Source organism: Terrabacter aeriphilus, assembly GCF_039542985.1.
In the GTDB taxonomy this organism is placed as follows: domain Bacteria; phylum Actinomycetota; class Actinomycetes; order Actinomycetales; family Dermatophilaceae; genus Terrabacter; species Terrabacter aeriphilus.
Window position 1 is genome coordinate 29,269 of sequence record NZ_BAABIW010000002.1, and the last position, 17,514, is coordinate 46,782.

Genomic DNA, 17,514 nt, shown 5'->3' on the forward strand with positions numbered 1-17,514 from the left:
GTGACCGCCGAGACCAGAGGAGGTGGGTTAGAAGCATGCGTCAGTACGAACTCATGGTCATCCTCGACCCGGAGACCGAAGAGCGCACCGTCGACAAGACGATGGACAAGTTCCTCACCGTCGTGAAGAACGACGGCGGCACCGTCGACAACGTCGACATCTGGGGCCGTCGCCGCCTCGCCTACGACATCAAGAAGAAGTCCGAGGGCATCTACGTCGTCGTCACGATGACGGCCGAGCCGGCCACGGCTCAGGAGCTCGACCGCCAGCTGGGCCTCAGCGAGTCGGTCATGCGCACGAAGCTGCTGCGCCCCGGCGCCTGATCAGCGACCGTCACCCGAACCGCTCGACCACCCGACGAAGGACGAAACGGAGCCACGCATGGCAGGCGACACCGTCATCACGATCATCGGCAACCTGACCGCCGACCCGGAGCTGCGCTTCACGCCGTCCGGGGCTGCGGTCGCGAACTTCACCGTGGCCTCGACGCCGCGGCAGTTCGACCGCCAGAGCAATGAGTGGAAGGACGGCGAGACGCTGTTCATGCGCTGCTCGGTGTGGCGCGACGCGGCGGAGAACGTCGCGGAGTCCTGCCAGCGGGGCATGCGCGTCATCGTGTCCGGCCGCCTGAAGTCGCGGTCCTACGAGACGAAGGAAGGCGAGAAGCGCACCGTCGTGGAGATGGACGTCGACGAGATCGGCCCGTCCCTGCGCAGTGCCACCGCGAAGGTCAACAAGACCCAGCGCGGTGGTGGCGGTGGCGGCTTCGGCGGCGGCCAGGGCAACCAGGGCGGCGGCTGGAGCGGCGGCACCAACGGCGGCTCGGCCGAGGACCCGTGGGCGACCGGCGGTTCCGCCGGTGGCCAGGGTGGCGGCAGCCAGGGCGGCTGGGGCCAGTCGTCCGGCGGCTCGTCCTCCGGTGGTCAGCCCTCGGGCGGTCAGCCGTCCGGTGGCCAGCCCTCCGGCGGCCAGGGTGGCCAGGGTGGTGGCTGGGGCGCTGCTCCCAGCTACGACGAGCCCCCGTTCTGATCGAGCAGGTCGGCACCGTCGCCCGGTGAGGTCACCGGACGGCATACATCATCTCTTTACCTCCCATCCCGGGGCACGAACCCCCGGGCTCTCATCAAGAAGGAGAGCACCACGATGGCAAAGCCCGTTGTGCGCAAGCCCAAGAAGAAGGCCAACCCGCTGAAGGCGGCGAAGGTCGAGAACATCGACTACAAGGACACCGCGCTGCTGCGCAAGTTCATCTCCGACCGCGGCAAGATCCGCGCGCGTCGCGTGACCGGTGTGTCCGTCCAGGAGCAGCGTCTCATCGCCACGGCCGTCAAGAACGCCCGTGAGATGGCTCTGCTGCCCTACTCGAGCTCGGCTCGCTGAGTCCGCTCGAGAACTAGGAGAGAACCATGAAGCTCATTCTCACGCACGAGGTCTCGGGTCTCGGCGAGGCCGGCGACATCGTCGAGGTCAAGGACGGCTACGGCCGCAACTACCTGCTCCCGCGCGGTCTCGCGACCGGCTGGACCAAGGGTGGCCAGAAGCAGGTCGACGCCCTGACCAAGGGCCGCGAGGTCCGCGAGATCAAGGACCTCGACCAGGCCAAGGGCGTCAAGGGCCAGCTCGAGGCGACGTCGGTCAAGGTGCCCGCGAAGTCCGGCCAGTCCGGCCGTCTCTTCGGTGCCGTCAGCAACGGTGACATCGCCGCGGCCGTCAAGGCCGCCGGTGGCCCCGAGCTCGACAAGCGTAAGATCGAGGTGAAGCAGGCCATCAAGACCGTCGGCTCCTACGAGGCGACGGTGCGTCTGCACGCCGAGGTGTCGGCGACCCTCAAGTTCGAGGTCGTCCCCGCCTGAGCGCAGCTCACCAGCACGGCCGGAGGGCCGGGACCCGCACCGCGGGGCCCGGCCCTCCGTCATGTCCCGGGCCCTGAGGGGTCGGCTCAGGCGGAGTCGCGCTCGACGAGGTGGGTGTCGAGGGTCGTGACGTGCGGCGGGTTCTCGCCGGCGAGCAGGCGCAGCAGGGTGTCGGCCATGACGACGCCCATCTGCTGCGCGGGCTGCGCGATGGTGGTGAGGCCGACCTTCCCGCGGGTGGCATACGGGCTGTCGTCGAAGCCGACGATGGCGACGTCGTCGGGCACCCGCAGCCCGCGCTCCTCGAGCGCGAGCAGGGCGCCGCTCGCCATCAGGTCGCTCGCGACGAAGAGCGCGTCGAGGTCGGGGTGGGCGTCGACGAGCGCGAGCGTCGCCCGGATGCCGCCGGCCTCGGTGAAGTCGCCGCGGGCCACGCGGCCGGCGTCGAGCCCGGCCGCCGTCAGCGCGTCGCGCCAGCCGAGCTCGCGGTCGACGGACGCGGGCATGTCGGCGGGTCCGGTGATCGTCGCGATGGTGCGCCGCCCGCGGGCCACGAGGTGCTCGACGCCGCGTCGGGCGCCCGCCCGGTTGTCGACGTCGATGTAGTAGTCGCCGGGGTTGGCGACGTCGCCGAGCGGCCGGCCGCCGAAGACGACCGGCAGCGACCGGCCGAGCGAGGCGAGGAAGTGGTCGCCCGAGTGGTGCGAGACGACGAGCGCCCCGTCGACGTTGCCGCCGAGCAGGTAGCGCTTCGTCTTCTCCGACGGCGAGCTCGGGTGGGTCAGCTGCAGGTTGAGCACGTAGTCGCTGTCGTCGAGCCGGTCGCTGATGCCCTGGACGACGTCGGCGAAGTAGGGGTCGCCGAAGAAGCGGTGCGCGTCCTCGGGCACCACGAGGGCGATCGACATCGTGGCCCGGGCCACGAGCGAGCGGGCCGCCCGGTTCGGCACGTAGTCGAGCTCGGCGATGGCCTTCTCGACGACCGCGAGCACGTCGGCGCTGACCCGCGGCGAGCCGTTGATGACGCGAGAGACCGTGGCGCGGGACACGCCGGCCACCCGGGCGACCTCCTCGAGGGTGGGCCGCCCCATCGGGTGGGCCAGCGTGCCGTCGCTCATCTGCGGCGTTCTCCTGCGGGATCGGGGTCCGGGCCACCCTCCGTCAGCTCGGCCCACGGGGTGGGCAGCCGGCGGGTCGCGATGATCCGGGCGTAGTCGAGCGCGCTGGCCTTGGGCGTGCGCACCTGGGTGTCGTAGTCGACTCGGACGATACCGAAGCGCTTGGCGTAGCCCCAGGCCCATTCGAAGTTGTCGAGCAGCGACCAGTAGAAGTAGCCGCGCACCGGCACGCCCGCGTCGACGGCGTCGAGCACCGCGCCGAGGTGCGCGCGCACGTATGCCGTCCGGTCGCGGTCGTCGACGAAGCCGCGGTCGTCGGGCACGTCCGCGAAGGCCGCGCCGTTCTCGGTCACGTGCAGGGCGACGCCGGCCGGGCCGGCGTACTCCGTCTGGAGGCGCACGAGCAGGCGGGTCAGACCGTCGGGCTGGATCTCCCAGTCCATGGCCGTGAGCGGCAGGCCCCGGGGGTGGCGGTGCGCGTCGTCGGCCGCCGGGAAGGGCGAGCGCGTCGTGCGGCCGCCGTTGACGCTGTCGTCGAGCGCGGCTGCGGGCGGCTCGTGCCCGATGGCCTCGCCGTTGTAGTAGTTGACGCCGAGCACGTCGATCGGGGTCGCGATGACCTCGAGGTCGCCGTCGTGGACGTGGTCCTCGAACCCGAGGTGGCGCACGTCGTCGAGCAGGTCGGCGGGGTAGCTGCCCCGGAAGACCGGGTCGAGGAAGATCCGGTTCATCTGACCGTCGACGCGTCGCGCGGCGTCGACGTCGCGCGGGTCGCTCGGGTCGAGCGGGTCGGCCACCGTGAAGTTGAGCGTCAGGCCGAGCTCGAGGTCGGCGTCACGGGCCCGGAGCTGCTGCACGACGCGCCCGTGCGCGAGGAGCAGGTGGTGGGCGGCGGCGAGGCCGTCGGCCGGCGACGTGCGGCCCGGCGCGTGCATCCCCGCCGTGTAGCCGAGGAAGGCCGAGCAGAACGGCTCGTTGAGCGTCGTCCAGGTGCGCACCCGGTCGCCGAGGCGGTCGTGCACCGCGAGCGCGTAGTCGACGAACCGGTCGACGGTCTCGCGCGACGTCCAGCCGCCGCGGTCCTCGAGGGCCTGCGGGAGGTCCCAGTGGTAGAGCGTCAGCCACGGCGCGATGCCGGCCGCGAGGAGCGAGTCGACGAGCCGCTCGTAGAAGTCGAGGCCGCGGGCGTTGACCGGTCCGCCGTCGGGGCAGATGCGGTCCCACGACGTCGAGAAGCGGTAGGACTGCATGCCGAGCGAGCGCATCAGCTCCACGTCCGCCTCGTAGCGGTGGTAGTGCTCGCAGGCGACGTCGCCGGTGTCCCCGCCGACCACCGCCCCGGGCGTGTGGCTGAAGGTGTCCCAGATCGAGTCGGTGCGTCCGCCCTCGTGGCGGGCCCCCTCGATCTGGTACGCGGCGGTGGCGACGCCGAGCACGAAGTCCTGCGGCACGGGGCGCGACGTCGCGAGCACGAGGTCCGGTGCCGCGGAGGGGACGAGGAGGGCGGGGTGGGTGCGGGTCTGCGAGGTCATCCCTTGACAGCTCCTTGCATGATGCCGGAGACGAGCTGCTTCCCGGCGAAGACGAACAGGACGATGAGGGGCAGCGCCATGAGCACGACGCCGTTGAGCACGAGCGAGTAGTCCACGAAGTGCGCCGCCTGCAGCTGCTGCAGCGCGACCGGCAGGGTGGGGTTGCCGGGGTCGAGGATGATGAAGGGCCAGAAGAAGTTCGTCCACGTCGCGATGAAGGTGAACAGCCCGAGCATCGCCGCGCCCGGCCGGGCCGCCGGGAGTGCGACCGACCAGAAGGTGCGCAGGCTCGAGGCCCCGTCGACGCGGGCGGCCTCGATGAGCTCGTCGGGCAGGGCCTCCTGGAGGTACTGCGTCATCCAGAAGACGCCGAAGGCGCTGACGGCGCTCGGGACGATGACGGCCCAGAGGCTGCCGATCCAGCCGAGCTTGCTCATGACGATGAAGAGCGGCACGATCCCGAGCTGCGTCGGCACCGCCATCGTCGCGATGACGAAGACGAGCAGCCCGTTGCGGCCGCGGAAGCGCAGCTTGGCGAAGGCGAAGCCGGCCATCGCGGAGAAGAGCACGACGAGCAGCGCCACGGTGCCGCTGACGAGGATGCTGTTGCCCAGGGCCTTCCAGAACGGGATCGTCGTGATGACGGTGCTCGCGTTCTGCAGGAAGTGCCCACCCGGCACGAGCGAGTAGGGGTCCTGCACGATCGCCGCGGAGTCCTTGCTGCCGATGACGAACGACCACCAGAGCGGGAAGCCCGAGGCCAGCAGCACGACGACGAGCACGACGTATGCCGCCGGGCTGGCCTGGGTGCGCCGCACCAGTCGGGTGCGCCGGCGGGGCGGGGTGAGGGTGGAGGCGGTCATCGCTGCCCCTTCGAGGCGATCCGGCGGGTGACGAGGAAGTTGACGACGGCGAAGACGACGACGATGAGGAAGAGCATCCAGGCGACGGCCGCGGCCCTGCCGAAGTTCTTCTGCGTCCAGCCCAGCTGGTAGAGGTAGAGGGTCAGGGTCTGCCACTGCCGGTCGGCGCCGCCGAGGCCGTACTGGTCGTACATCCGCGGCTCGTCGAAGATCTGCAGGCCGCCGATCGTCGAGGTGATGACGACGAAGATGATCGTCGAGCGCAGCTGGGGGACGGTGATCGAGAAGAAGGTACGCACGCGGCCCGCGCCGTCGATCATCGCGGCCTCGTAGTAGTCGCGCGGGATGGCCTGCATGGCCGCGAGGAAGATCAGGGCGTTGTAGCCGGTCCACCGGAAGTTGACCATCGTCGCGATGGCGACGTGGCTCGGCACGACCTCCTTGTGCCACTGGACCGGGTCGATGCCGACGAGGCCGAGCAGGTGGTTGACGAGCCCGAACTTGTCGCCGAAGAGGTCGCTGAAGATGAGCGCGACCGCGACGGGGGCCACGACGTAGGGCAGCAGCACGCCCATCCGCCAGAAGGTGCGGGCGCGCAGGCCGCTGTCGAGGGCGGCGGCGATGAGCAGGGCCGCGATGACCTGCGGCACGCTCGAGAGCAGGAAGATGCTGACGGTGTTCTTCAGCGCGTTCCAGAAGTAGGGCTGCGCCAGCACGTCGGCGTAGTTCTTGAGCCCGACGAAGTCGCCCTGGCCGCCGATGAGGCTCCACTTGTGGAGCGAGACGTAGGCCGTGTAGAGCAGCGGGAAGAGCCCGACGAGGGCGAAGAGCAGGAAGAACGGCGAGATGTACGCGTACGGCGCGCCGGTCTCGTCGAGCTTGGTGAGGCGGCGGCGCCAGCCGGACCGCGTCGGCATCGGGGAGCGCCGGACGAACTCGGGCGCGGGCTCCGTCCCGGTGGGCGTGGGACGGGCGGGGGTCTGCAGGGTCATGCGGTGGATCCGATCGTCGGGTGGACGGCCCGGCGGGGCATGGGGGGCGCCGGGCCGTCCACGAACCGGCTGGTGGCTCGGGTCAGCCGAGGGCCTTCACGTCACCGACCCACTTGTCCCAGGACTCCTGGGGCGAGGTGCCCTGCTCGACCCGGGTGAGGGCCTGCTGCATGGCGTCGTTGATGGCGAAGTAGTGCGCGCCCTTGTAGGGCGTGATCGTCACGGCCTTGGCCCGGTCGGCGAAGATCTGGCCGGTCGGGGCGTCGTTGAACGAGGCGACCTTGAAGCCGAGCAGGTCGGGGCTCTCGAGGGCCTGCTTCTGGCTCGGGAACGCGCCGACCTTCTTGAAGGCCTTGATCTGCTGCTCCGGGGCGGTCAGCCAGTCGGCGAGCTCCTGCGCCTCCTTCGGGTGCGCGCTCTGCTTGGGCACGGTCAGGTAGCTGCCGCCCCAGTTGCCGCCGCCACCGGGGAAGGTGTTGGCGACGTCCCAGCCCTTGACGCCCTTGGCGTTGCCCTCGATGACGCCGACCATCCAGCCGGGGCAGAGCATCGTCGCGAAGCCGTTCTTCTGGTAGCTCGCGGTCCAGTCGTCGCCCCACTGCTGCAGCTTGGCCGAGAGGCCGTCGGTGATGCCGGCCTGGATGACCTGGTCGTAGACCTTCTTGACGTCGGCGTTCTCGGTCGCCGTGATGGTGTCGTCGTCGGGGTTCTCGTAGGCGGCCGGGAGCTGGTTGACCATGCCCTGGTAGGTGGCGCCGATGCTGTCGAAGAACGGCACCTTGGACTTGGCCTTGAACTCCTTGCCGGCCGCGAAGTAGCTCTCCCACGTGGTGCCGAGCATCTTGGCGACCGACTCGCGGTCGCTCGGGAGGCCGGCGGCCTTGAAGAGGTCGCTCCGGTAGCAGATGGCCTCCGGCCCCGAGTCGGTGCCGTAGCCGATGAGGTGGCCGTCGGCGTCGGTGGCGGCCTTGGCCTTCCAGTCGAGCCAGCGGCCCTGCACGTCCGCGGAGTTGAGGTCGGTGAACTTGTCGGAGTACTGCAGCATCTCGGGGAGCCAGTCGACCTCGACCGCCTCGACGTCGGCCATGCCGCTACCGGCCGAGAGGCGGGTGAAGAAGGTGTCGCGGGCCTCGTTGGAGGTGGCCGCCTTCTTGTGGGTGACCTTGATGTTCGGGTGCGACTTCTCGAACTCGGGAAGCAGCTCCTCGTAGCCGAACTGGTTGAAGGTGGCGAGCGTCAGGGTGACGGGGCCGCCGCCCGATCCGCCCGTGCTGCCGGCTGCCGTGGCGGCGGGGCCGTCGGGCGAGCTCGAGCTGCAGGCCGACAGGGCCAGCAGGCCGACGGTGAGGGTGGCGAGGACGGCGTGGCGCGGGCGCCCGGTGGGCGCGGCGAACCGGGTGGGTCGGGATGTCATGGAGAGCTCCTTCGGTCTCATCCCCGGGTGGGTGTGGGAGCGCTCTCCCTGCGTGGATCACGGGTGTGAGAGCGCTCTCACGGCGAGGATGACGGGAGGCGGTCCCGTCCGTCAAGACCCGTGACCATTCCGTGACCTCGGGAGGCGGTGGCACGACGGGGTCGGCTGGCGGGTCGGCGGGCGGGGCGGCGGCCGGGGTGCTTCGGCTGCCACGGCGGCAGGTCGACGGCTAGCGTGGAGTCCCCAGGCATCGCCGCGGACCGGGAGGCTCCATGACCGCCTACGCCGCCTACGACCTCGTCGCCATCGGCAGGGTCGGCGTCGATCTCTACCCGCTGCAGCACGGCGTCACCCTCGACGAGGTGCGCACCTTCGAGAAGTTCCTCGGCGGCACGGCCGCGAACGTGACGGTGGCGGCGTCGCGGCACGGCCTGCGCGCGGCCCTCGTCAGCGCGACCGGTGCCGACGCGTTCGGCCGCTTCGTGCACCGCGAGCTGCTCCAGCTCGGGGTCGACGACGCCCACGTCCAGACGATCACGGCCGGGCCGCCCACGCCGGTCACCTTCTGCGAGATCTTCCCGCCCGACCACTTCCCGGTCTGGTCGTACCGCTATCCCACGGCGCCGGACCTGCTCGTCACGCCGGAATCGTTGCCGCTCAAGGTGATCCGCGAGGCGAGGGTGTTCTGGTCGACCCTGACCGGGCTGAGCCAGGAGCCGAGTCGCGCCGCCCACCGCGCGGCCTGGGAGGAGCGCGGCCGTGCGCCCTTCACGGTGCTCGACCTCGACCACCGCACGGAGTTCTGGGCGAGTGGCGAGGCGGCGCGGTCCGCCGCCACCTGGGCGCTGCCGTTCGTCGACGTCGTCGTCGGCACCGCCGAGGAGTGCGAGGTCGTCACCGGCGAGGCCGACCCGCTGCGGGCGGCCCGGGCGCTCGTCGACGCCGGGGTGGCGCTCGCCGTCGTCGACCGGGGCCGCCGCGGTGCCCTCGCGCTCACCCACGACGAGCTCGTCACGGTCCCCGGCTTCCCGGTGCACGTCGTCAACGGTCTCGGCGCCGGCGACGCCTTCGGCGGGGCGCTCGTGCTCGGCCTGCTCGAGGGCTGGGACCTCGAGCGCACGCTCCACTTCGCCTCGGTGGCCGGCGCCCTCGTGTCCGCGCGGCTCGAGTGCTCGGCCGCGATGCCGACGACGGCCGAGGTCCACGCCCTGCTCTCCGACGTCGAGGTGGCCGACGGCGCGCTCTGACGCGGAAGCGCCGGACGGCCCCTGGAAACGAGAAAACCCGCTCCTGCTGGTCACGTCGCCGAACTCGACCAGCAGGAGCAGGTGCCCTTGGCCCGGTGATCTGACAGGGGAGGAGATCACCGAGCCGCACAGGAGCAACTCACGAGAACGACTATGACCGCCGTACCTTAAAGAACGCTGGGAATCAGGTAGCAGTTGGCCCAGACCCCGATCGGGCCCTCGGGCCGGCGCCCGGGTCGGTGCGACGACACCGGCCACCGCGGCCGCCTGGCAGGGGTGTGCGCCGGGTTGGGTCGCGATGAAACACGTGCGGGGCGGCGCTCTCGCTCGCCTCGGCCGGACTGCTCGTCGCGGGCGCCGTGCGGGGCGGCTGAGCGAGACCCGCGCCCCGACCGGTCAGCGCGCGCCGATCACCATCCAGTCGTCGTGGCGGGCGCGCCAGCCGAGCACGACGCCGCGGATCACCATGAAGCCGGTGAAGGCGAGCCAGAGCACGACGACGTCGTGGGTGGCCGATCCGCTCGAACCGGCCGCGCGCACCGCGAGCGCGAGCGGGAGGTAGGCGATGAACGTGACGGCCATGCCCTTGGCGAGCCAGGCCCCGTCGCCGGCCCCGATGAGCACGCCGTCGAGCACGAAGACGTAGCCGGCGACGGCCTGGCCGAGACCGACGACGACGAGGGCGGCCCCGAGGGCCTCCTGGACGGCCGGGTCGGTGGTGAAGAGCGCGGGGATGACGCCGTGGAGGGCGACGAGGACGAGCCCGAGCACGAGGCCGCCCCACACGCCCCACCGCACCATCGTGCCCATGGCGACCCGCACGGCCTGGCGGTCGCCGGCGCCGAGCGCCCGTCCGGTGATGGCCTGGGCCGCGATGGCGAGCGCGTCGAGGGCGAAGGCGAGGAACGACCAGACCGTCAGGGCGACCTGGTGCGCCGCGAGCGGCACGTCGCCCAGCGACGCGGCCACCCAGGTCGTCACGAGCAGCGTGGCCCGCAGCGCCAGCGTGCGCACGAGGAGCGGTATGCCGGTGCGGGCCGCGGCGAGGACGCGCGCGGGGTGGGGTCGCAGCCGGGCGTGCCGGGCCCGTGCGCGCACGAGCAGCACCGCGACGAGGGCGGCTCCCATGCCGGTCTGCGCGATCACCGTGCCCCACGCGGATCCGGCGATGCCCCAGTGCAACCCGTAGACGAAGACGAGGTTGAGCACGATGTTCGTGCCGAAGCCGGCCACCGACGCGACGAGCGGCGTCGTCGTGTCCTGCAGGCCGCGCAGCACCCCCGTGACGGCGAGGACGGCGAGCATCGCCGGGATGCCGAGCGCCGAGATGCGCAGGTAGGTCGTGGCCTGCTCGAGCGCGGCGGGGGACGCCCCGAAGACCGCGCTGATCGGCTCGGCCGCGAGGGCGACCACCACGGCCGTGACGGCGCCGAGCCCCAGCGCGAGCCACAGCCCGTCGATGCCCGCGCTGACCGCCGACCGCTCGTCGCCGGCCCCGAGGTGGCGGGCCACGACGCTCGTCGTGCCGTAGGCGAGGAAGACGAAGATGCCGGCCGCCGTGATGAGGGCGGCGCTCGCCACCCCGAGGCCGGCGAGCTCGGCCGTGCCGAGGTGCCCGACGATCGCCGAGTCGGCCAGCAGGAAGAGCGGCTCGGCGATGAGGGCGAGGAAGGCCGGCACCGCGAGGCGCACGATCTCGCGGCGATGGCTCACGGGAGGCGGGGCGGGCAGGCTCACGTCGTCGGTCCCAGGTGCTTGAGGGCCTCACGCCGGGAGAGCCCGGAGAGGTCGGGGTGGGTCGTCACGAACGAGCGCACCCAGTCCGGGTCGTGGCGCGCGTGGTCGCGCAGCGCCCACCCGATCGCCTTGCGGCTGAAGAAGTCCGGGTCGGCGACGTTCGGCTCGATGACGTCGCGGAGCAGGGCCTGGTCGAGCCGGCCACCGGCCCCGACCTGGCAGATGATCGCGGCTCGCCGTACCCAGAGCGAGTCGGAGGCCGCCCACTCCCGCATCCGCAGTCCCTCGACGTCCGGGTGGGACAGGACGGTGTCGCGCACGAGGTGGGTGGCGATGTCGTCGACGACGTCCCACCAGGCGCCGGCGCGGATCAGGCTCTCCCACAAGGGCATCGCGTCGCTGTCGACCCACGCGCGGTAGGTGCGGTGACGCGCGAGGGCGATGGCGGCATACCACTGCTCGCGGTGCGTGGCGCCCTCCCACAGGGCCCGGATCGTCGCCGCCCACTCCTCGCGCGACCGCATCGACAGGTCGGGGTCGCGCAGCAGCGGCCGGAGCGTCGCCGCCAGCTCGGGCGCGGTGAGGCCGAAGTAGGGCAGCGACGACTTCATGTAGCGCTGCTGCCCGATCGCCCGCTCCGGGTCGGCCGCCGCGCGAAGGGCGGTCGTCACGGCGGAGACGAGCTCGCGCTGCGCCTCCCCCCGCTCGGTTTCGGGCGCGACCCCGCGCGCGACCTCCTGCTCCGGCATGGGCGCCACGCTAGCGCCGGGTCGTCAGGCGCGGTGCGCCCGTCCGAGATAGGCGTAGACCCACGGTCGCGCGAGGCTCGGCGTCAGGGCGTAGTCGCGCTCGACCGACTCGAGCACCAGCCCGGAGTCCTCGACGAGCCGGTCGATCGGCCGCGTGAGGTGGCACCCGTCGAAGACCCGGCGCTGCACCGGCTCGAGGCGGCGCTGCCACCGCTGCACGCCCTCGTCCGGCGACAACCCGTGCTCGAGGAAGTGCAGCCGGCCGCCCGGCCGCAGCACCCGGCGCACCTCCTGCAGCGCCCGCGCGACGTCGGGAATCGTGCAGAGCGTGAAGGTGGCGAGCACGGCGTCGGCGCTCGCGTCGGGGAGGTCGAGGCGCTGCCCGTCCAGGCCGCCGCGGACGACGGGGACGGCGCTGCGCGCGCGACCCTCCGCCCCGAGCCCCCACCCGACGTCGGACGGCTCCACCGCGACGACGCGCGTCACCTCGGCCGGGTAGAGGCCGAGGTTGGCGCCGCTGCCGAAGCCGAGCTCGACCACCTCGCCGTGGAGGCCGGCGCAGGTGCGCGCGCGCAACCGGCGGATCCGCTCCGGCTCGGTGCCACGCGCCACGAGCCGCGGCGTGACCTGCCTGGCCCAGATGCCCATGTCGGGCAGCCTAGGCCGACCGCTCGCGCCACGGGCATGGACCGCACGTGCCGGCCCGAGGAGCTCCGTCAGTTGGGGGCAGGCAGCTCGAGCCCGGGGGCGGTGAGCATGGCGCCGAGCTGGGCCGGCGTGACCGAGAGCGAGCTGAGCTTCGCCGGGCTCGGACCGTACGTGGGCGAGACGTAGCCGTAGACCCACGTGCCGGACGGGTTCTGCAGGTAGTACTCCGGCGACGTCGGGGCCTGGTTCTTGATGACGGACTGCACCTTCGTGGCCTTGACGCTGCCGAGCATGACGGTCTCGCACCGCATCTGCACGGACGGGTTCGGCGGCTCCAGGGCGCACACGAACGGCTCGCGGGTCAGGCCGACCCGGGCCACTCCGACGGCCGACTGGCCGGGCTCGCGCCACCGCACGTCGAGCGACGCCCCGGTCAGGCCGCGACGGTCGTAGCCCCAGCCCAGTTGTTCGCCGGTCAGGTCGCTCCGGTCGAGGTGGCGGCCCTGCGGGTCGAGGCGGCGCATCGCGGCGACCATGGCCTCGCGCGTGGCCGGGTCCGGCGTCGGCTCGGTGCCCGACGCGGACGGCGAGGGCGCTGGGTGCACGCCCCCGCTCCCGTCGCCGGCGGGGGCGAGCGGCGAGGATGCCGCGAGCTGGGAGGCGTGGGCGCCGGTCGGGCTCGAGGCCGTGACGGACCCGTCGGTGGCCACCCCGGGCAGCAGGCTCGACCCGACGAGCACCGCGCCGGCGACCGTGCCGGCGGCCACGACGCCACCGAGTCCCGTGCGGACGCGGTGGCGCCGCAGGCCGCGTCGCCCGCGGGCCACGTCGTCGGCCACCGCGGTGTCCGGTGCGGTGACGTCGTCGGCGAGCCGGGTCAGTCGGTCGAGCATCATCTGGTCGGACATGTCATCCCCTTGTGGTCAGGTGGTGCTGGTCGAGGGCGGCGCGGAGCCGCTCGAGGGCGCAGGAGGTCTGGCTCTTGACGGTCCCGGGCGAGAGCCCGAGCGTCTCGGCGGTCTCGTTGACCGAGAGCCCCCAGTAGTGCCGCAGCACGACGACGACCCGTTGGCCCGGGGCCAGGGCGCGCAGGGCCTGCCACAGCTCGTCGGTGTCCTCGGGCCGTTCCGGGTCGCCGGCCGGGCCGTCGAGCAGCTCGTCACGGGTGCTGCGCTCGCGGCGTCGGTGCGGTCGGCGGATCTCGTCGAGGTGCGCGTTGACGATGACCCGTCGCACGTAGGCGTCGGGCTGGCCCGTGGCGACGACCCGGGGCCAGGCGACGTAGAGCTTGGCGAGCGCCGTCTGCACGAGGTCCTCGGCCTCGTGCGGGTCGCCGCAGACGAGGTATGCCGTGCGGTAGAGCTTCGGACGCCGCGCCGCCACGTAGTCGGCGAAGCCGGCCTCGCGTTCGGTGCGGTTCATGGATCTTCTCCCCTGTCGGTCACACCACTAGGACGCATCCGGGGCCCCAGGGGTTGGGTGCGGGGCCCGGTGCGTGTCAGCCGGCCCGGAGGGTGACCACCGGGATCTGCGGCGGGGCGAGCACGCGCACCGGGGGACCCCAGGCGCCGGCCCCGCGCGAGGTGAGCACGGGGACGTCGCCCACTGCGTCGAGTCCGTCGACGACGGGCTGCTGGAGGAGGACGGCATACCGGAACGGCCAGAGCTGCCCGCCGTGGGTGTGGCCGGAGACCTGGAGGTCGACGCCGCGGCCCTGCACGTCCTGCGCCGACACCGGCTGGTGCGCGACGAAGAGGGTGAGGTCGTCGGCCGGGATGCCGTCGAGGGCCCGCGCGGGGTCGGGGGCGTCGTCGCCGCGTCCGGTGACGTCGTGGATGCCGGCGACGTGGAAGGAGGTGGATCCCTTCGTCAGCGTGACGTTCTCGTTGCGCAGCACGTCGATGCCGAGCGTCTCCCAGTGGTCCATCCAGCTGTCGGCCTCCTGCGAGATGAACTCGTGGTTGCCGGTCACGGCGAAGGTCCCGAGCGGCGCCTCGAGGTCGGCCAGCGGAGCCAGCGCGTCGGCGACCTGGCTCACCTTGCCGTCGACGAGGTCGCCCCCGAGCACGACGACGTCGGGCCGCTGCGCGTTGACCTGCTCCACCACGCGGCGGGTGAACCCGGCGTCGCGCACCGGGCCGACGTGCAGGTCGGTGACGAGGGCGACCCGCAGTCCGTCGAGCTCGGCCGGCAGGCCCGGTCGCGTGACGGTGACGGGCGTGACCGTCGGCGAGGCCGCCTCCCCGAGGCCGTATGCCGTCGTGCCGAGGGCCGCGACCACGAGCAGCGGGGTGCCGACCCGGAGCACGCGCCGCCGGTGCGCGGCCCGGCCGGTCGCGCGCAGGGCGAGCATGACGACGGCGAGCAGGGCCGTGCCGAGGAGCAGGTACCAGGCGAGCGCGAGCCAGGTGAAGCCCGCCCACGCCACCCAGCGCACGGGGCGGGGGTCGAGCACGCCCGCCTGGAGCGCGAAGCCGGCGAGCGCGCAGGCCCACCCGAGGGCGAGGGCGACGCCGGCCGCGCGGCGCACCGGCGCGGACCACCCGGGCGCGACGGCGAGGCGGCGGTGGAGCAGGAGGCTGAGCAGCGCGAGGAGGACGGCGACGAGGACGACGAAGATCGGCACGGGTCCAGTGTGCGGTGTCGCGGCTGCCCGCCCTGCCACGGATCCGGGCGAGGGCCCGGCCGGTGACTCAGGCCGGCGTGCCGAAGCGGACCGCGTTGCGCTCCCGGGCCTTCTGCCGCTCGACCTCGCGGTCCTTCGGCGGTGCGCTCGTCGTCAGGTGCTCGAGCAGGTGCGCCGTCGCGTGCGCGACCGCCTCGACGGCCTCGTCGAACGCGTGCTGGTTCGCCTGGCTCGGCCTGGTGCTGCCGCTCACCTTGCGGACGTACTGCAGGGCGGCAGCGTGCACCTCCTCCGAGGTCGCGGCGGGCTCGAAGTTGTGGAGCTGGCGGATGTTGCGGCACATGCTCCGACTGTAGGACGCGCCGGGGACGCAGCGGGCGGGACGAGCCCTTCCGGAGTCCCGAGCGTCCGACCGGTCGGCTCGTGCTCACGCGGCGTGTCGCACCGGCTGTGGACAACCCACAGGGGTGGGGAACTTTTCCTCCACAGCCCGTGGACGGGCGTTTGCGCAGGTCGTGGAGCACGAACTGCGCGGGCGGGCGAGCGCTGCCCACAGTTGTACACACACCTTGTCCACACCTGTGTACGGCGTGTCGGAGGAAGTTGTCCACGGGTTGTCCACAGGCAGTGGATGCCGGACCCGCCCTCGGGTTGGTCGCTGCCCGGCCACGCCCCTACGGTGGGTCGGTGCTCCACGGTGCCGACCCGCCGACCCGGTCGGGTGGCCGTGTCGGCGCTGCGATGTCTACTGATGTCGACGGGGTGCACCCACTGGCATCCGACCTCCGGCGAAAGGGAAGCACGTGTCGCTCGACGAGCTGAGCACGAGCGCGTTCGCGTCGTCGTCCTCCCGCGACGGCGGACCGCCCGACGACCGTCTCCCCCCGCAGGACGTGGGCGCGGAGCAGTCCGTCCTCGGCGGCATGCTGCTGTCGAAGGACGCCATCGCCGACTGCGTCGAGCAGCTCAAGGGCACCGACTTCTACCGCCCCGCGCACGAGCTGATCTACGACGCGATCCTCGACCTCTACGGTCGTGGCGAGCCCGCCGACGCGATCACCGTCAGCGACGAGCTGACCAAGCGCGGAGACCTCGGCCGGGTCGGGGGCCAGGCCTACCTCCACCAGCTCATCGCCTCGGTGCCGACGGCCGCCAACGCCGGCTACTACGCCCAGATCGTCGGCGAGCGGGCCGTTCTCCGCCGCCTCGTCGAGGCCGGCACCCGCATCGTGCAGCTCGGCTACGCCCAGGGCGGCGGCGACGTCGAGGACATCGTCAACGCGGCCCAGGCCGAGGTCTACGCCGTGGCCGACAAGCGCGGCGGCGAGGACTACCACGCCATCGGCGACGTCATCGAGGCCACGGTCGACGAGATCGAGGTCGCCTCCGGCCGCTCCGGCGAGATGACCGGCGTGCCGACCGGCTTCACCGACTTCGACGCGCTGACGAACGGTCTGCACCCCGGTCAGATGATCGTCATCGCGGCCCGACCGGCGATGGGCAAGTCGACCATCGGCCTCGACATCGTCCGCTCGGCGGCGATCAAGCACAAGATGGCTGCCGTCGTCTTCTCGCTCGAGATGAGCCGCACCGAGATCACGATGCGTCTGCTCTCCGCCGAGGCCGGCATCCAGCTCCAGCACATGCGCAAGGGCACCATGCGCGAGGAGGACTGGACCCGTCTCGCCTCGACGATGGGCCGGGTCTCCGACGCGCCCCTGTTCATCGACGACTCGCCGAACATGTCGCTCATGGAGATCCGGGCCAAGTGCCGCCGGCTCAAGCAGCGCGAGAACCTCAAGCTCGTCGTCATCGACTACCTCCAGCTGATGAGCTCGGGCAAGCGCGTCGAGTCGCGCCAGCAGGAGGTCTCGGAGTTCTCGCGTGCGCTCAAGCTGCTCGCCAAGGAGCTCGAGGTGCCGGTCATCGCGATCTCGCAGCTGAACCGTGGTCCCGAGCAGCGCACCGACAAGAAGCCGGCGATGAGCGACCTGCGTGAGTCCGGCTCGATCGAGCAGGACGCCGACATGGTCATCCTGCTCCACCGCGAGGCCGCCTACGAGAAGGACTCCCCGCGCGAGGGCGAGGCCGACCTCATCGTGGCCAAGCACCGAAACGGCCCCACCGACACGATCGTCGTCGCCTTCCAGGGTCACTTCAGCCGCTTCACGAACATGGCCAACAACTTCTGACCCGGTCCCGCTCGTCGGGGCCGCGACTGGCAGGCCCGTTGGCCTGCGCGCGGGTCATGGGCTCGACCCAGCACTCGACCCCGGAGCAGAATCGTCGGTGGGTCGAGCCGAGGGAGGCCGGGATGGCACGTCAGGTCGTGACGACGGAGCACGCCCCGCGTTCGCCGCTCTTCGCCCAGGGCGTGCGGGCCGGGCCACACCTCTGGGTGTCCGGCATGACGGGGGGCGACCCGGCATCCGGCGAGATGGCCGGCCCCACGATCCAGGCGCAGACCAGGCAGGCGCTCGCGAACTGCGTCTGCGTCGTCGAGGCGGCTGGTGGCTCGGCGGCGGACATCGTCGAGGTGGGTGTGCTGCTGGCCCGTCCCGACGACTTCGCCGGCCTCAACGAGGCGTATGCCGAGGTCTTCCCGCACGACCCGCCCGCGCGCTACGTCGCCCGGCTGGGGCCGGAGCTGCCGGGCGTGCTCGTCTCGATCCGGCTGACGGCGGTGATCGGCTAGCGAGGGGACCCTGCTCGGACGAGCGCTGCCGGTGCGGGCT

General features: G+C 72.3%; 19 protein-coding genes. 7 read left to right on the top strand and 12 right to left on the bottom strand.

The window, feature by feature from the left end; genetic code table 11:
* The first annotated feature begins 35 nt into the window (after positions 1-35).
* The 4 genes from rpsF (at position 36) to rplI (ending at position 1,853) form a co-directional block, all read left to right on the top strand.
* Positions 36-323 (top strand): 30S ribosomal protein S6, encoded by a 288-nt coding sequence (gene rpsF, locus ABD979_RS01165; protein WP_345505591.1) that lies wholly within the window; start codon positions 36-38, stop codon positions 321-323.
* A gap of 58 nt (positions 324-381) precedes the next feature.
* Complete coding sequence (locus ABD979_RS01170) at positions 382-1,029, top strand: single-stranded DNA-binding protein (RefSeq protein ID WP_345505592.1); 648 nt, start codon at positions 382-384, stop codon at positions 1,027-1,029.
* Between the two features lie 114 nt (positions 1,030-1,143).
* Positions 1,144-1,380, top strand: a complete 237-nt coding sequence (gene rpsR / locus ABD979_RS01175; protein ID WP_013494395.1) for a 30S ribosomal protein S18 — start codon at positions 1,144-1,146, stop codon at positions 1,378-1,380.
* A 26-nt stretch (positions 1,381-1,406) separates the two neighbouring features.
* Positions 1,407-1,853 (top strand): 50S ribosomal protein L9, encoded by a 447-nt coding sequence (gene rplI / locus ABD979_RS01180; protein ID WP_345505593.1) that lies wholly within the window; start codon positions 1,407-1,409, stop codon positions 1,851-1,853.
* A gap of 86 nt (positions 1,854-1,939) precedes the next feature.
* Here rplI and ABD979_RS01185 read toward each other — a convergent pair whose 3' ends face one another.
* The 5 genes from ABD979_RS01185 to ABD979_RS01205 all read right to left on the bottom strand — a co-directional run bounded on the left by ABD979_RS01185 (position 1,940) and on the right by ABD979_RS01205 (position 7,772).
* Positions 1,940-2,971, bottom strand: coding sequence for a LacI family DNA-binding transcriptional regulator (locus ABD979_RS01185; protein WP_345505594.1), 1,032 nt, complete (start codon positions 2,969-2,971; stop codon positions 1,940-1,942).
* Positions 2,968-4,503 (bottom strand): GH1 family beta-glucosidase, encoded by a 1,536-nt coding sequence (locus tag ABD979_RS01190; protein ID WP_345505595.1) that lies wholly within the window; start codon positions 4,501-4,503, stop codon positions 2,968-2,970. Before ABD979_RS01190 ends, ABD979_RS01185 begins: the two co-directional genes overlap by 4 nt.
* Positions 4,500-5,366: a carbohydrate ABC transporter permease gene (locus ABD979_RS01195; RefSeq protein WP_345505596.1), complete on the bottom strand. Its 867-nt coding sequence runs from the start codon at positions 5,364-5,366 to the stop codon at positions 4,500-4,502. Before ABD979_RS01195 ends, ABD979_RS01190 begins: the two co-directional genes overlap by 4 nt.
* Positions 5,363-6,358 carry a carbohydrate ABC transporter permease gene (locus tag ABD979_RS01200; protein ID WP_345505597.1) on the bottom strand — a complete coding sequence of 332 codons (996 nt, stop codon included), beginning with the start codon at positions 6,356-6,358 and terminating at the stop codon, positions 5,363-5,365. The genes ABD979_RS01195 and ABD979_RS01200 overlap by 4 nt, the downstream gene beginning before the upstream one ends.
* A gap of 82 nt (positions 6,359-6,440) precedes the next feature.
* The gene (locus ABD979_RS01205; protein WP_345505598.1) at positions 6,441-7,772 is read right to left on the bottom strand and encodes an extracellular solute-binding protein; all 1,332 of its coding nucleotides are present in this window, start codon (positions 7,770-7,772) and stop codon (positions 6,441-6,443) included.
* A gap of 272 nt (positions 7,773-8,044) precedes the next feature.
* On the opposite strand from ABD979_RS01205, the gene iolC reads away from it, so the two are divergent.
* Complete coding sequence (gene iolC / locus ABD979_RS01210) at positions 8,045-9,019, top strand: 5-dehydro-2-deoxygluconokinase (protein WP_345505599.1); 975 nt, start codon at positions 8,045-8,047, stop codon at positions 9,017-9,019.
* A 396-nt stretch (positions 9,020-9,415) separates the two neighbouring features.
* Here the strand turns inward: iolC and ABD979_RS01215 are convergent, their stop codons facing one another.
* The 7 genes from ABD979_RS01215 to ABD979_RS01245 form a co-directional block, all read right to left on the bottom strand.
* Complete coding sequence (locus tag ABD979_RS01215; RefSeq protein ID WP_345505600.1) at positions 9,416-10,756, bottom strand: MATE family efflux transporter; 1,341 nt, start codon at positions 10,754-10,756, stop codon at positions 9,416-9,418.
* On the bottom strand, positions 10,753-11,505 hold the full coding sequence (locus ABD979_RS01220) for a DNA alkylation repair protein (protein WP_345505601.1): 753 nt from the start codon (positions 11,503-11,505) through the stop codon (positions 10,753-10,755). The genes ABD979_RS01215 and ABD979_RS01220 overlap by 4 nt, the downstream gene beginning before the upstream one ends.
* Before the next feature lie 24 nt (positions 11,506-11,529).
* A complete protein-coding gene (locus tag ABD979_RS01225; protein ID WP_345505602.1) occupies positions 11,530-12,153 on the bottom strand; it encodes a class I SAM-dependent methyltransferase in 624 nt (207 codons plus the stop codon).
* Positions 12,154-12,221: 68 nt separating this feature from the next.
* Positions 12,222-13,061, bottom strand: coding sequence for a hypothetical protein (locus tag ABD979_RS01230; RefSeq protein ID WP_345505603.1), 840 nt, complete (start codon positions 13,059-13,061; stop codon positions 12,222-12,224).
* A gap of 1 nt (position 13,062) precedes the next feature.
* A complete protein-coding gene (locus ABD979_RS01235; protein WP_345505604.1) occupies positions 13,063-13,575 on the bottom strand; it encodes a SigE family RNA polymerase sigma factor in 513 nt (170 codons plus the stop codon).
* A gap of 76 nt (positions 13,576-13,651) precedes the next feature.
* Positions 13,652-14,779: a metallophosphoesterase gene (locus ABD979_RS01240; RefSeq protein WP_345505605.1), complete on the bottom strand. Its 1,128-nt coding sequence runs from the start codon at positions 14,777-14,779 to the stop codon at positions 13,652-13,654.
* 67 nt (positions 14,780-14,846) lie between these two features.
* A complete protein-coding gene (locus ABD979_RS01245; RefSeq protein ID WP_345505606.1) occupies positions 14,847-15,122 on the bottom strand; it encodes a DUF2277 domain-containing protein in 276 nt (91 codons plus the stop codon).
* A gap of 460 nt (positions 15,123-15,582) precedes the next feature.
* Here ABD979_RS01245 and dnaB point away from each other — a divergent pair, with 460 nt between their 5' ends.
* Together dnaB and ABD979_RS01255 are read left to right on the top strand one after the other, a co-directional pair.
* On the top strand, positions 15,583-16,971 hold the full coding sequence (gene dnaB / locus ABD979_RS01250; RefSeq protein ID WP_345505607.1) for a replicative DNA helicase: 1,389 nt from the start codon (positions 15,583-15,585) through the stop codon (positions 16,969-16,971).
* Between the two features lie 122 nt (positions 16,972-17,093).
* Positions 17,094-17,474: a RidA family protein gene (locus tag ABD979_RS01255; RefSeq protein WP_345505608.1), complete on the top strand. Its 381-nt coding sequence runs from the start codon at positions 17,094-17,096 to the stop codon at positions 17,472-17,474.
* Positions 17,475-17,514 lie beyond the last annotated feature (40 nt).